Below are 13,303 nucleotides of genomic sequence, written 5' to 3' on the forward strand. Positions count from 1 at the left end.
ACATCATCGTAGTTAAATTAAAATAATTGCCCCTTATGAAGGAGAAAATATTGATTGTAGAAGACCAGTTTGTAGAAGCCGATTATTTGAGATTGATGCTTGCCCAGGCAGGATACAGCGTTATGGAAATTGCGCGTTCCGTCCCCAAAGCACAGGAAATAATAAGCAGGGAAAGACCCGATTTTGTATTGCTGGACATTTTTCTGAAAGGCAGGCAAACGGGCATCGATTTGGCTAAACAGTTAGCGGTTGATAATATTCCTTTTGTTTACCTGTCTGCCAATTCAAACGAAGATGTGTTGAATGCTGCCAAAGCCACACAACCCTACGGTTTTCTGGTAAAGCCTTTCAGAGAAAAAGATTTACTGGTTACGCTTGAAATTGCAAAGTATCGCCATAAGCACAGCCTGGAGTCAAAGTACCGGCAGGAAGCTGAGCTGAAAAAGAGTATAAAGAATATCATAGCTGAATCAGGTAATCCAGAGCAGATGCTTCCTAAAGTCGTGACAGTACTTCAGCAATATATTCCCTTTGATTTTATAGCCGCGGGCTTTGATAACATAGGACAGTCGCCTTTCCATGGTCTTTGTTTTTTAAGGATTGGATTTGATGAATATCAGACCATCGGGGTTAACGAACTTATAGTTATCACCGGCAAATCCTTACAGGAACTTACAGCATTACAGTCTAATAATACACAGGAAGCCCAGGCAACATTTTATGACGACCAGGCCTTCAAAAATATGTGTAGGCAACCTTCTTTAAGAAAATTGTTTGCCGATACTTTTCAGTTACGATCCCATCTTGAGATGCCCATGTACATTTCGAATGGCAAACCTTTCAGTTTTTGTTTGTACAGCCGGATATCAGATGCCTACAATCCGGTTCATGTCGATTTGTTTGAACGAGCACAAATGCAGCTCATCAACGCCATTGAAATAATGCTGGACAAAAAAGATAAGCAGCAACAGATTTCCTCAGGCGGTCATATTAGTCATAGTCCTGATACCGGCATACCCAAGGGGTGTGAAGGGATTATTGGCAAAAGCCCGGTGCTGTTAAATGTACTGGATCATGTGGCCCAGGTTGCCCTTTCGGATACTTCTGTTCTTTTACTTGGAGAAAGCGGAACAGGCAAAGAAAAAATAGCCGATTGTATTCATAACCTATCCCCCAGGAAACATAATCCTTTTATAAAAGTGAATTGCGCAGCGCTACCCGCCACCTTGATCGAGTCTGAATTGTTCGGGCATGAGAAAGGCGCTTTTACAGGCGCGCACGATAAGCGGATTGGAAAGTTTGAGAAAGCAAACGGCGGGACCATCTTGCTGGATGAGATTGGTGATATGCCAGTGGAATTGCAGGTAAAATTACTTAGAGTGTTACAGGAAAAAGAAATAGAAAGGATTGGCGGCAGGAATACGATAAAAGTTGATCTCAGAATTATCGCCGCAACCAATAAGAATCTGCAAAAGGAAGTAGCGGAGGGGCGGTTTCGCCTTGACTTGTATTACCGCCTGAATGTCTTTCCGATTGAACTTCCTCCGCTTCGGGAACGTAGAGAAGACATTCCCGCGCTGGCTTATCATTTTATGGATTATTACAGTCATAAATCAGGAAAAAAGATCAGTGCTATCGCTGATCACGTTTTGAAGAACATGATGGCTTATGTGTGGCCCGGAAATATTCGTGAACTTGAGCATTCAATAGAAAGAAGTGTATTACTTACAAAGGGAAACGTGATTGGAGAAATTTTACTGCCGGTTGCCATAAAGGAAACAGAAGTGGCCGTTGAAAAGTCTTACATAAAAACTATCCAGGAAAATGAACGCGATTATATCCTTTCAGTACTCAAAAAATGCAATGGTCGTATCTGGGGATCGGGCGGCGCCGCCGAATTATTAAATCTCCCTCCGTCTACATTGAAATCGAAAATGAACAAACTTGGCATCAAAAAGGAGTTTACCAGTTAAGATCGGATCCAGGTTTTTACATAAAAAAAAGCATTCATTTGAATGCTTTTGATGTTGGAACAAGTAGCCTCGACAGGAATCGAACCTGTATCTGGAGCTTCGGAAACTCTTATACTATCCATTGTACTACGAGGCCAAAACGCCTTCTCTCACAAGAAGGAAGGCAAAGCTAATGTTTTTGATCTCAATTACAAAAACTACAGGTTAAGATTACTCTTAAATATCTTCACAGCTATCGCCAGGAGGATGACGCCAAAGAACTTACGAACCACCATCAGACCGGCTTTGCCCAGTATTCTTTCGATAAAACTAAGGGAACGGAGTACCACGTAAATGATGACCAGGTTAATGAGAATACCTGCGAAAATGTTCCACTGGTCAAAGTTTGCCTTCAGTGACATGATGGTAGTCAGGGTACCGGAACCTGCAATGAGCGGGAAAGCAATAGGAATGAGACTGCCTGTTTTCGTATCCTTTTCACTCTTGAAAAACTCCACTCCAAGAATCATTTCAAGCCCAATCACAAAGATTACGATCGAACCGGCTACGGCAAACGAGTGTACATCTACACTCAATAATTTCAGGAATGGCTCCCCTACCAGCAGAAAAAGGATCATCAGCACACCGGATGCCAGCGTGGCCTTGCCCGAATCGATATGGCCCAGCTTTTCTTTCATAGAAATAAGAACGGGAACGGAACCAACAATATCAATTACAGCAAAGAGTGTAAAGGTAATGGCTAAGATCTGGTCAAAATGAAACATGCAGGGTTCGTATTTCCTGCAAATGTAATATTTAATTGCTTCCATGAGAAATCCTTACCAGGAAGGAAATTCTGGTACAGGGGGCTAAATCTATTCAAGACTTAAAAGCATTGGCTTCGGGTCAGGGCCTGCGGCCGGCCGGGAGGGTCAGTGTAATAGGTAATGATGACTGCTTATAAAAGAAAAAGGGCGCCCCGGTATGGAGCACCCTTTTTTGAAGTTTGTAGCCGGCATCAACCTGGCATACGGGAAATATATTTATCCATTTCCTTGATCTGGCTTACGATCTGTGCAGTGGTTGGCTTTTGCTCCTTTGCCCTGCGGAAATAGTCTTTAGCAGTTTTAAAGTCCCTGCGGCTCATAGCGATAGAAGCTAAGGTGAGCAGCGCAGCAGCAGTATTCTCTTTGTCAGGCAACCCCATTCTCACCGCTTTTTTCAGGTTCTCATTCGCTTCCTTCAGGTCATTCTTCTGGTAAGCAATGGTACCCAGCTGGAAGTATTGCATACCCTCATATTCCTTCATCGGGCTACCAGACTTGATACTCTGGCGGATAGTTGCCTCTGCCTTGTCCAGGTCCTTATTATACATCGCCAGGTTGCTCTGCATAAAATAATAAACAGACTGGATAGGCTTATATAACAGTTTAGGGAACTTGATGGTATTCATCATCGCCATAGCAGTGTCAATATCACCGGCTTCAACAGCTTCCTGTACCAGGCGCATAGGGCCAAACATAAAATGGGTAACCAGGCAGATGACAGCCAGTACCAGTACGATGGTGGCTTCCCACCAACCCACCGAAATACCCAGCGCAATCCCGCCTAACAAAAGAATGATACCCAGTGGTAACCTATAACGAATAAATAAGTTTAATGCTTTCATCTGTCAAATCTATTACAAGAGGCGCAAAGATAAATAAAAAAAGATGTGCCGATTTAAAAGGAATTACTACCTTTGAATCATCAGATGATATGATGAATAAACAATCCTTACCAATTAAGCGAAACAGCCTTGCAGACGAGGTTGCGCAACGGCTACAGGAGCAAATCTCGCTGGGAACCTACAAAACAGGGGAAAAATTACCTACCGAGCCCTCCTTAATGGAGGCATTCGGAGTAGGTAGGTCTACCATCAGGGAGGCCGTGCGCATCCTGGCAAACAGTGGGGTACTCAGGGTACAACAGGGCCTGGGCACCTTTGTAGAAGGGCAGACAGGTATTGCAGAGCCCCTCCCCCAGCGTTTGAAACGCGCACAGTTTGAAGACCTGGACGAGGTAAGGCAGCTGCTGGAGTTGAAAATAGCGCAGAAAGCGGCCATCAACAGAACTGAAGAGGATATAGAACGGATGACCGTGGCACTGAAAAAACGAAAAAACTATGGGCTGGCCAATGAAGTTGCTGCCTGTATAGATGCGGATATTGAGTTTCACCTGGCGATTGCACAGGCTTCGGGCAACAGCATCCTCACAGATCTGTACAAAACTGTGGCCATGCACCTGAAAGCAAAGTTTATTGAACGGTTTAAAACAACTGATACTTTTACAAATACGCAGCATCTGCACAAAAATCTTTTAAAAAGTATTGTGGCGCAGGATGATCAGAAGGCATGGAAATGTGTGCAGCAGATCATCGACGGCGCTCATAATACCCTTTAAATTTTCACCCGGCAATATCCGTTTCTGTTAAAACCACTTTCACTGCAGGAAAGCGGTACAGGGATAGTATTGCCTATTTTTTCACTGATACATTTTATGGAAAAGATCGCCACTGCCAAAGCACCTGTGCAACAAGCCGCTGAGAAGACCGTTTTCTCTGTATTATTGGCCCTCAGCTTCTCACACCTGATCAATGATGCTATCCAGTCACTGATCCCTGCCATTTACCCAATTGTAAAGGATTCATTGAACCTCAACTTTAGCCAGGTAGGATACATCACGCTTACTTACCAGCTAACAGCCTCATTGTTACAACCACTGGTCGGTTTATATACTGACAGAAAACCGCAGCCTTATTCCCTTATTATAGGCATGGGCTTTACCTTGCTGGGGCTCGCATGTCTTTCTCAGGCCCACAACTTTTATTTCGTCCTGTTCTCTGTAGGATTGGTGGGCGTAGGTTCTTCCGTATTCCACCCGGAGTCCAGCAGGCTCGCGCACATGGCCTCCGGCGGACAACATGGCCTGGCACAATCACTCTTTCAGCTGGGTGGTAATGCCGGTAGTTCACTCGGTCCATTACTGGCAGCAATGATCATTGTACCTCATGGACAATCCAGCCTGAGCTGGTTCTCTGTGCTGGCTATCCTCGCCATCGTGGTAATGATCAATATCGGTGCCTGGTATAAGCAAAATACACATCGCCTGAAACCTAAAAAGGCAAAGGTGCATATGGACAATCATCTGTCAAACGGCAGAGTGATATTTGCACTCAGCATACTACTTGTACTGGTGTTCTCCAAGTATTTCTACATGGCAGGTATGACCAGTTATTATACCTTCTATCTCATGCATAAGTTCAATGTGAGTGTGCAGGCTTCGCAAATCTACCTGTTTGTATTTCTCTTTTCAGTTGCAGCAGGTACGTTCTTTGGCGGGCCGCTGGGCGACCGCATTGGCCGTAAGTATGTGATCTGGATTTCTATTCTCGGCGTAGCGCCTTTCTCATTGTTGCTGCCACATGCAAACCTGATGTGGACATGTGTACTGAGCATATTCATCGGGGTTATACTCTCCTCAGCATTTTCAGCTATACTGGTATATGCACAGGAGTTAGTGCCGGGAAAGGTAGGCATGATAGCCGGGCTTTTCTTTGGACTGGCCTTTGGTATGGGAGGTATAGGTTCTGCAGTATTAGGAAATATTGCGGATAGTAAGGGTATAGATTATGTGTTCCAGTTATGCGCCTGGCTACCATTGATAGGTATATTAACAGGACTATTGCCGGATGTAGAGAAATCCCGAAAGTAGTTTGTGTAAAAACCAGCTCACCCGTCCCTGCTGATAAAGGATAAGTTTACCACCAGGGACTGGTGAGTGCATTATTAAACAAAACGCCCTGGGTTTCATCAATTAAATAACCATTAAGACACAATCTTTGAATATCGTTGCGTGTGATGATCGTCAATAAGTTTATGTGTAGTCCGTGGAATACCGTATGCGCTGATCTGGTAGTTAGTTATGCTCGCAGTCTGTCTGTCAGGTTCTCAAACCAAAAATAATCTGTTCTGCTGAAATGTTATTGCAGTCATGATCCCCCTCCGGATAATTCAAAAAAATTATCTATATTTAGAGACGCGCCTATCTTTCTAAACCACAAAACATATGGAAACTATACAGCAAAGGGATGAAAGGCTGTGGAAGATTGCAAAATCCCGGGCAGCTTTTAAGAATTCCCTGATTGTTTACCTCGTTATGAACCTTTTCTTCTGGGCGATCTGGTATGCCACATCAGGTCACTATGAAGGAGGCACTCCATGGCCGGTATGGCCGGGTCTGGGATGGGGATTAGCCATCGCATTCCAGTACTTCAACGCTTTCCATCGCGACCCGTTTGGGGACACACTCAGGGAATATGAGCGATTGCAAGCTGAGAAGGAACAAAGAGGCCTGTAATAAACCAAAAGCAACATGACTGATCAGCCACGGAGATTATTCGACATCATCGCATACCAGCTGGCACACTTCCCAAAAGCTGACATGCTGGTAGGAAAAGAAAACAACGTCTGGAAAAAATACAGCACACAGGATGTAGCCGATCTGACACTGCGCTTCGGTGCAGGCTTGCTGAAATTAGGTATTGGCAACGGGGACCACACGCCTGAAGGGGTTGATAAGATTGCGATCATATCCCCCAACCGGCCGGAGTGGCTGATTACGGACCTGGCCTGCCAGCAGGCAGGCGCCGTACTGGCACCCATTTATCCAACACTGAGCGAGCACGACCTGGAATACATTCTGAATGATGCTGCCGCCAGCCTGCTCTTTGTAAGTGACAAAGACCTGTACGACAAGGTCTCGGCCATCCGGGGCAAACTACCCCACCTCAGGGAAGTGTTTACCTTCAACAAGGTCCCTGACGCCAGACACTGGCTGGAAATACCAGCCATGGCAGACGAAGCAGACTTTCCAAAGATTGCCGCTATCAAAGACAGCATTGACCCGGAGCAATTAGCTACCGTCATTTATACCTCGGGAACTACCGGTACACCCAAAGGTGTGATGCTCACTCACCAGAATATCATGAGCAATGTACACGCCTGTACCCCCTGCCTGCCAGTAAACCCTTCGGCCAAAGCGCTGAGCTTCCTTCCCCTTAATCATATTTTCGAACGCACCGTCTCGTACGTTTATCTGACCGCCGGCGTACCCATTTACTATGCGGAAAGCCTGGATACGATTGCAGATAACCTGCGGGAGGTAAAACCCAGCATCTTCACTACCGTACCCCGGTTGCTGGAAAAAGTGTATGAGCGGATCATGGGCAAAGGGCTGGAACTGAAAGGCATCAAAAGAGGGCTTTTCTTTTGGGCGGTAGACCTGGGCAAAAAGTTCGATATCAACCAGGACAAGAGCTGGTGGTACAAGGTACAACTGGCCATTGCCAATAAACTCGTGTTCAGCAAATGGCGGGAAGCACTGGGTGGAAACATCGATGTGATCGTAACGGGTTCCGCCGCCTGCCAGGTAAGACTGCTGAAAATCTTTACCGCCGCAAAGATCCCTATCCTGGAAGGGTATGGACTTACAGAAACCTCGCCGGTGATCAGCGTAAACCGTACGGAAGAAAAAGACCGCATGTTTGGCACCGTAGGCCCCCTGATCAACAACGTAGAAGTTAAGATCGCTGAAGATGGTGAGATCCTGGTAAAAGGTCCCAACGTCACCATCGGTTACTATAAACGCCCCGACCTCACGGCCGAAGCTATTAAAGACGGATGGTTCCATACCGGGGATATCGGTGTGCTGGTGAACAATAAGTTCCTGAAGATCACCGACCGTAAGAAAGAGCTGTTCAAGACCTCCGGTGGCAAGTTTGTAGCTCCGCAGCCTATCGAAAACAAGTTCAAGGAGTCGGTGTTCATAGAGCAGATGATGGTGGTGGGCGAAGACCGCAAATTCACCGGGGCATTGATTGTACCGTCTTTCCCCCAGCTGGAACGCTGGGCGCATAAACGAGGTATACCGGTTGGCTCCCACGAGGAATTGTGCCAGCAACCGGCGGTACAGACCCTTTTTCAGCAGATTGTGGATAAGTACAATGCATATTTTAGTCATATAGAGCAGGTCAAAAAGTTTGAGTTGCTGCCGCAGGAGTGGACGATTGCCAATGGGGAACTGTCGGGGACGCTGAAAGTAAAGCGGAAGGTGATAGCGCAGAAATATGCAGATCAGATAGAGAAAATCTATAATTAATTAAATGTGTGAAGGAATTTTGGAAAAATCCTTTACTTTTGCACTCCGCTTAAGGAAGGTTTTTCCTGAAAGTGATGGCCTGGTAGTTCAATGGATAGAATAGAAGTTTCCTAAACTTTAGATACAAGTTCGATTCTTGTCCAGGCTACGAAATGAAGTCAGCAGAGATGCTGGCTTTTTTTATTTTTTAATATCTCACTTCCGCGGCAAGGGACATGCCGACATCAGCACAATAAATATGAACTTCCTGTCAATAGCTAATCCAGCTATAGCATAACTATACTGCCATCAGCTTACCATAAGTACATCATAACTACATCTCTATATCGATTGGATATTGAGGTGCACATTAAGTGACGTATTAGTACTCATTTAGTGTTAAAGCTTGATTATTCTTTGGACAAGATCATTAATATTGATCTCATAACCCCAAAAACAATTTTTATGGCTATTGTTAAAGACAATATACTCCTCCAACTCGTCCGGGGTACGCTGGGCGATCAAATCACGATTTACGAACGGAACGGGCAGATAATTATGGCGAAGAAACGCGGCCCGTCTAAGAAAAAGCCGACGAAGAAGCAGCTGGAAGCCAGGTATAAATTGCGGGTCGCGGCAGCTTATGCCATGGTAATCCTGGAAGATCCGGAGCTGAAGGCTTATTATAAATCGCTGGCCGGCCCGGGGCAGAATGCCTATAATATGGCAGTGAAAGATGCTTACAGGTCTCCTGAAATCCAGAATATTCAGTTTGAAGATGAAACTGTAGTGGTGACAGCGAAAGATGAATTCAGGGTAGCAGAAGTGAATGTACGGGTAGTGGATGCCGCAGGCAGTATACTGGAAAAAGGTAAAGCGGTTTTAGGCAGAAATGGCGTGGATTGGTATTATAAGGCGGCCAGTCGGCCGCCGGGCGGCAAGGTAATAGTGGTGGCAGTAGATTTGCCCGGGAATGAAACCGTCAGGGAAGTGAGCGTAGAATAAATGGGGAAGAGTACAGGTAGGTATGTACTGTTCCAAAGTTTGCTTAAAAAACAAAGCAGGCAGCAGCTTATCTGTCACCTGCGGTAAAGAACTGGTAAAGGAGCTTAGTTCCGTAAACTTACAGTAATCGACGACTGATCCGTTACTGTAAACTTTGTGCTTGCATAAGTCGGATAAGCCGGCACATTATTAGAAAGCCCATATGGCTCTACCGGTACGGACATCACCTTATCCAGCATCTTATTACTGTTCAGATCCTGAAAGATCGTAACAGCATAATCACCTGCCGGTAATTTAGTAAAGATCACCCCGTTTCTTACACGGCTGGCAGGTACCCTGATCTTTGAATAAGGAACTTTCATAAAGTCACCTTCTTTGTTATAAAGCGCGAAATAGAAATCTCCTTTATTGATCAGTACATTTTTGACATTGACTTTTATCGAGCAATTTCTCTGTGCAAAGCTGGTAGCTGCTACAAGCAACAACACAGCTGTAAATATTTTTTTCATTTGTATTAATTATGAATTAAGAATCTGTTTTTATATAGCAGTTGAATATCTGCAATCGGCCGCGCTATAATAGCGTCACGATTTTTATTGTCAAACAAATGGAAGACTTCTTTGTCCAGTTCCATTAGTTTGTAATTTTCTTTGTTGAGTATGTAGTACCTGTCATCCAGGATAAACAAACCAATTTTGTCATTGATACTAATATTGGCAGTCTCAGTCAGCAACGCGCCCTGGGCAACTGGTCCTATATTCAAATACCGATGCAAAAACATCCACCCCTCCCACTGCATGGTATACCGCTGCAATGCATTTTCCAATATCCCATACAGGTACCGGATACTTTGATCCACATAACCAGCAGGACTCTTCTCTCCCTTAGGTGGTGCAATTGGATCATACACATTCCACCTGGGCTGCAGGCGCTCATCGTAATAAGACAACATTGGTATGATAGGTACTTTCAGATAAAAAGACATTGTAGGCAACCCGGTTCTCACAAATATCTCCTGCCCGAAAAATGGAATCTGCTGACTATTATCCCGGTTAAGGTAACCATTGGATCCCGCATTACCATCTATATAAGCCAGTACAGAATAACCCTGCTTTATCTTCCCCATAATCTGGAGCGTGAGGTCCGCTCTATCCGCAGGATATACAATGAACTCAGAAGTAGAATTGAATGTATCTTTTACCTGCTGAAACTGTTGCAACATCTTCTCCAGGCTATACTTGTACGCCAGCGGATCTGCGATGAGCACTACATTAATATTATACTTTACAAGAAAAGCGATGGCTGATCTGTAAGAACCTGTATGATAAGAAACAAACAGCGCTGGTAAATGCTTTTTAATTTCTTCATAGTTAAATTCATTAAAATCGTCTATGCCACTGAACTTAGCGCTAAACTGTGTATCAATTCCCTGCAGCACTTTGTAAGACAGTATGTCGAAATAAGCGCTCTTGTGCTGGGATTCAGGGATGGCAGGCAAACACCTGGAAAGGTTGGCAGACAGGAACTGAAATGTCTGCAAATTGTGGGTTTCCCACTTCTTTTCAAATGATAATTTCAGTTCCTGCTTGCTTTCCTCATATATTTCGAGCCTTAAACTTTTAGATGGCATATTCCTCAGTTTTTAGGAATTGATGAATGTGATGAAACATTTTCGTCGGATCGATGATGTGTGCTTCTCCAATCAACTTTTTAAAACTCAGATTTTCTAAATATTCATGTAAGCTATCCAATGTATCCATATCGATCATCTTGTCTTCCGATCCATACAGCAGCATAGTCCTGGTGGCCTGCTTCTGAATCTCGATCCGGGATGTGCGGATGATGTGATTCATCTGTTGAATAATCGGTACCTTATCAGGAATAGACAATTTCAGGTTTGAAAACTTCTGTAACCCGATCAACGGATTCTTGTTGAAGTCTTCGTACCCGTGAGAGAAGAGGCTCAGTACCCTACAGAAAAGATACATGTCTACATCACTCACTTTTTTTAGTACAGACAACAGCTCTTTATCTCTTGCCAGAATCCTGTTTGCACATGCTATCAGTATGGCGGACTTGATATTATGACGGTTCAGATTCAGTAAGTGCTGTACCAGGAGACCTCCGTAACTATAACCGACCAGGTGTATGGGTTTATGTATGTTTTCCAGTACTTCTGTGTCGATATATCGGGCCAGTTCCTTAAAATTTTCCAGCTTGATAAATGGCCTGTTGTAGCCAGGATATTCGTAAAATATGACCTCAAAGCGTTCCAATAAACCCTTGGGGATATTGGTCGTCCAGAAGCGGCTGTCTGAACTCATGGGGTTAAAGAATATCAGGCATTCATCCGCATTTTTATTTATGCTCTGTACCATTTTACACGTTTTAATATGACGTTTGAAAATAGCCTCCTGTACTTCCGGGTAAACAGTGATATGATCACTATGGTCACTATGCGCTTGAGCACTTCAATAGCCGTCTCGAAATTAAAACTTAAGTAAGGTAAATACCTGATCAGTGCAATTGTCTTCAATATGGAGGCATATATAAAGGCACATGCCATAAAGGTGACGAATATGATGAATGATACGCGAATGATAGTATATACCACCAGCAATATCTTTTTAAAACTGTAGTCGCGCGGCTTCTCTTCTTCGAACGGATCTCTTTTGGTGACCGCATTCAGGAGTAGCTGGTTGGATGTTTTGATCAGGTTCGGTACACCCAGGAAGTCTGATAATACCCAATAGCCGTCGAGCTTTAAGAGTGGTACCAGGTTCGCCACCATGAGGACACTGTTGAACAGGTAGATCTTCCAGACAAAGCTTTGTGCAAAGTCATTGCTAAGGGTATGCAATGCTGCTACAAGACCCAGGTTGATGATCAGCTGAATGTAGATGCCTGCCAGGTTTATTTTTATCCTGCTGCTTTTGGACACTGTCCATACATCCGTCAGGTCAGTATACATGGCGGGCATGATGGTGTAGAACCCAAGACCTATGCTTCGGGCGTTGATACCCGATTTGTAGGCGGCGGCAGTGTGTCCCAGCTCATGCACAAACATGATGAAGAACAAGGAGAAGTAAGAGGCGGCCCAGGTCAGTATCTCAGTTCCCAGTGGCAGGTCATCGTTGGCCACGATACTATGCGTACGGGAATAGAGCGCAATGTTTATACCTGTCAGTAACAGGAACAGGAAGTAGAATGATTTGCCAAACAGGAAGGACAATGGTTTGGCCAGTGTGGTGGATTGCCTGCTGGAAAGAATTTGTTTCTTATACCAGAATCCATCGTCGGGCGCTTCACTGGCTTTGCCTGCTGTGGTTTTGAAGATGGGCAAAATCTTTGTGTCAATTATTTCTTTCAGGCCGGCCAGGCTGACGTTCGCTACATTACCAAGTTGAGCGTGCAGGTCTTCCAGGTATTTGGCTTGCTGGCCTGCCCTTAAGATCTGATACATGAATTCGCCTATCTTAAAGTACTTCCCTTCGAAGGCAAGTACAAATTCATTGTTGGAGGCACTGGTGATTGTGTAATCATAGTTCAACAAGGAATTTTCTGTTTTTAAAGGATTCAAATTCATATAAACTGATTTGAAGGGTTTTTAAATGATGGGCATTTTTATCAAATGCCCATCATTAGTGATCATATATTGCCGGGTAACATACACCAACACCAACTTTGGGTAATGACTTATAACAAGGATCTACTCTTTTCATGAGAATCGATTTTAGACTGTTATAAATTGGGGGTTCGCGTGCTCCTGCCGGTGGTTACAGGCTGCTGATTAGCAATTGATAGTTACGTCGATTGCTGCTTCAGCTGCCGCCAGTTCTACGCGGCTTTCCAGTTCTACGATGTTTAACTCTTGCATGTGTTTAAGTTTTAATTGGTTTGAAAATGTGATTGATGGATTAGCAATTGATGGTTACGTCGATTGCTGCTTCTGCTGCTGCCAGCTCTACGCGGCTTTCCAGTTCTACGATGTTTAACTCTTGCATTGTGTTAAGTTTTAATTGGTTTGAAAATGTGATTTGTGAATTAGCAATTGATGGTTACGTCGATTGCTGCTTCTGCTGCTGCCAGCTCTACGCGGCTTTCCAGTTCTACGATGTTTAACTCTTGCATGTGTTTAAGTTTTAATTGGTTTGAAAATGTGATTGGTA

Annotated in this window: 12 protein-coding genes and 2 tRNA genes; 7 read left to right on the forward strand and 7 right to left on the reverse strand. The window is 44.3% G+C overall.

Annotated features, from left to right (window positions below; translation table 11 throughout):
- Positions 1–50 precede the first annotated feature (50 nt).
- On the forward strand, positions 51–1,973 hold the full coding sequence (locus ABDW16_RS20710) for a sigma 54-interacting response regulator (RefSeq protein WP_343672373.1): 1,923 nt from the start codon (positions 51–53) through the stop codon (positions 1,971–1,973).
- 64 nt (positions 1,974–2,037) lie between these two features.
- Here the strand turns inward: ABDW16_RS20710 and ABDW16_RS20715 are convergent.
- The 3 genes from ABDW16_RS20715 to ABDW16_RS20725 form a co-directional block, all read right to left on the reverse strand.
- Positions 2,038–2,109 (reverse strand) — tRNA-Arg (locus ABDW16_RS20715).
- Positions 2,110–2,170: 61 nt separating this feature from the next.
- Positions 2,171–2,782, reverse strand: a complete 612-nt coding sequence (locus tag ABDW16_RS20720) for a MarC family protein (protein ID WP_343672374.1) — start codon at positions 2,780–2,782, stop codon at positions 2,171–2,173.
- A gap of 188 nt (positions 2,783–2,970) precedes the next feature.
- On the reverse strand, positions 2,971–3,621 hold the full coding sequence (locus ABDW16_RS20725) for a hypothetical protein (RefSeq protein ID WP_343672375.1): 651 nt from the start codon (positions 3,619–3,621) through the stop codon (positions 2,971–2,973).
- 89 nt (positions 3,622–3,710) lie between these two features.
- Here ABDW16_RS20725 and ABDW16_RS20730 point away from each other — a divergent pair, with 89 nt between their 5' ends.
- From ABDW16_RS20730 to ABDW16_RS20755, 6 genes are all read left to right on the forward strand, one after another.
- Positions 3,711–4,394 carry a FadR/GntR family transcriptional regulator gene (locus ABDW16_RS20730; protein ID WP_343672377.1) on the forward strand — a complete coding sequence of 228 codons (684 nt, stop codon included), beginning with the start codon at positions 3,711–3,713 and terminating at the stop codon, positions 4,392–4,394.
- 96 nt (positions 4,395–4,490) lie between these two features.
- The gene (locus ABDW16_RS20735; protein ID WP_343672378.1) at positions 4,491–5,705 is read left to right on the forward strand and encodes an MFS transporter; all 1,215 of its coding nucleotides are present in this window, start codon (positions 4,491–4,493) and stop codon (positions 5,703–5,705) included.
- 354 nt (positions 5,706–6,059) lie between these two features.
- Positions 6,060–6,350 (forward strand): 2TM domain-containing protein, encoded by a 291-nt coding sequence (locus tag ABDW16_RS20740; RefSeq protein WP_343672379.1) that lies wholly within the window; start codon positions 6,060–6,062, stop codon positions 6,348–6,350.
- 15 nt (positions 6,351–6,365) lie between these two features.
- The gene (locus ABDW16_RS20745; RefSeq protein ID WP_343672380.1) at positions 6,366–8,150 is read left to right on the forward strand and encodes a long-chain fatty acid--CoA ligase; all 1,785 of its coding nucleotides are present in this window, start codon (positions 6,366–6,368) and stop codon (positions 8,148–8,150) included.
- A 76-nt stretch (positions 8,151–8,226) separates the two neighbouring features.
- A tRNA-Arg gene (locus tag ABDW16_RS20750) sits at positions 8,227–8,298 on the forward strand.
- Between the two features lie 296 nt (positions 8,299–8,594).
- On the forward strand, positions 8,595–9,134 hold the full coding sequence (locus ABDW16_RS20755) for a hypothetical protein (RefSeq protein ID WP_343672381.1): 540 nt from the start codon (positions 8,595–8,597) through the stop codon (positions 9,132–9,134).
- Between the two features lie 104 nt (positions 9,135–9,238).
- Here ABDW16_RS20755 and ABDW16_RS20760 read toward each other — a convergent pair whose 3' ends face one another.
- The 4 genes from ABDW16_RS20760 to ABDW16_RS20775 are packed head-to-tail and all read right to left on the reverse strand — an operon-like array spanning position 9,239 to position 12,720.
- Complete coding sequence (locus ABDW16_RS20760) at positions 9,239–9,643, reverse strand: DUF2141 domain-containing protein (protein WP_343672382.1); 405 nt, start codon at positions 9,641–9,643, stop codon at positions 9,239–9,241.
- A gap of 5 nt (positions 9,644–9,648) precedes the next feature.
- Positions 9,649–10,764 (reverse strand): hypothetical protein, encoded by a 1,116-nt coding sequence (locus ABDW16_RS20765; protein ID WP_343672383.1) that lies wholly within the window; start codon positions 10,762–10,764, stop codon positions 9,649–9,651.
- Complete coding sequence (locus tag ABDW16_RS20770) at positions 10,754–11,512, reverse strand: alpha/beta fold hydrolase (RefSeq protein ID WP_343672384.1); 759 nt, start codon at positions 11,510–11,512, stop codon at positions 10,754–10,756. The genes ABDW16_RS20765 and ABDW16_RS20770 overlap by 11 nt, the downstream gene beginning before the upstream one ends.
- Positions 11,497–12,720, reverse strand: coding sequence for a M50 family metallopeptidase (locus ABDW16_RS20775; RefSeq protein ID WP_343672385.1), 1,224 nt, complete (start codon positions 12,718–12,720; stop codon positions 11,497–11,499). Before ABDW16_RS20775 ends, ABDW16_RS20770 begins: the two co-directional genes overlap by 16 nt.
- Positions 12,721–13,303 lie beyond the last annotated feature (583 nt).

The sequence above is a fragment of the Chitinophaga sp. genome (assembly GCF_039596135.1).
In the GTDB taxonomy this organism is placed as follows: Bacteria; Bacteroidota; Bacteroidia; order Chitinophagales; family Chitinophagaceae; genus Chitinophaga.

What these genes read in the sequence shown, in the direction of transcription:
- ABDW16_RS20735 (WP_343672378.1), top strand. Translation starts at nt 4,491, where the DNA reads ATGGAAAAGATCGCCACTGCCAAAGCACCTGTGCAACAAGCCGCTGAG.
- ABDW16_RS20745 (WP_343672380.1), top strand. Translation starts at nt 6,366, where the DNA reads ATGACTGATCAGCCACGGAGATTATTCGACATCATCGCATACCAGCTG.
- ABDW16_RS20765 (WP_343672383.1), bottom strand. Translation starts at nt 10,764, where the DNA reads ATGCCATCTAAAAGTTTAAGGCTCGAAATATATGAGGAAAGCAAGCAG.
- ABDW16_RS20740 (WP_343672379.1), top strand. Translation starts at nt 6,060, where the DNA reads ATGGAAACTATACAGCAAAGGGATGAAAGGCTGTGGAAGATTGCAAAA.
- ABDW16_RS20755 (WP_343672381.1), top strand. Translation starts at nt 8,595, where the DNA reads ATGGCTATTGTTAAAGACAATATACTCCTCCAACTCGTCCGGGGTACG.
- ABDW16_RS20720 (WP_343672374.1), bottom strand. Translation starts at nt 2,782, where the DNA reads ATGGAAGCAATTAAATATTACATTTGCAGGAAATACGAACCCTGCATG.
- ABDW16_RS20730 (WP_343672377.1), top strand. Translation starts at nt 3,711, where the DNA reads ATGATGAATAAACAATCCTTACCAATTAAGCGAAACAGCCTTGCAGAC.
- ABDW16_RS20725 (WP_343672375.1), bottom strand. Translation starts at nt 3,621, where the DNA reads ATGAAAGCATTAAACTTATTTATTCGTTATAGGTTACCACTGGGTATC.
- ABDW16_RS20760 (WP_343672382.1), bottom strand. Translation starts at nt 9,643, where the DNA reads ATGAAAAAAATATTTACAGCTGTGTTGTTGCTTGTAGCAGCTACCAGC.
- ABDW16_RS20775 (WP_343672385.1), bottom strand. Translation starts at nt 12,720, where the DNA reads ATGAATTTGAATCCTTTAAAAACAGAAAATTCCTTGTTGAACTATGAT.
- ABDW16_RS20770 (WP_343672384.1), bottom strand. Translation starts at nt 11,512, where the DNA reads ATGGTACAGAGCATAAATAAAAATGCGGATGAATGCCTGATATTCTTT.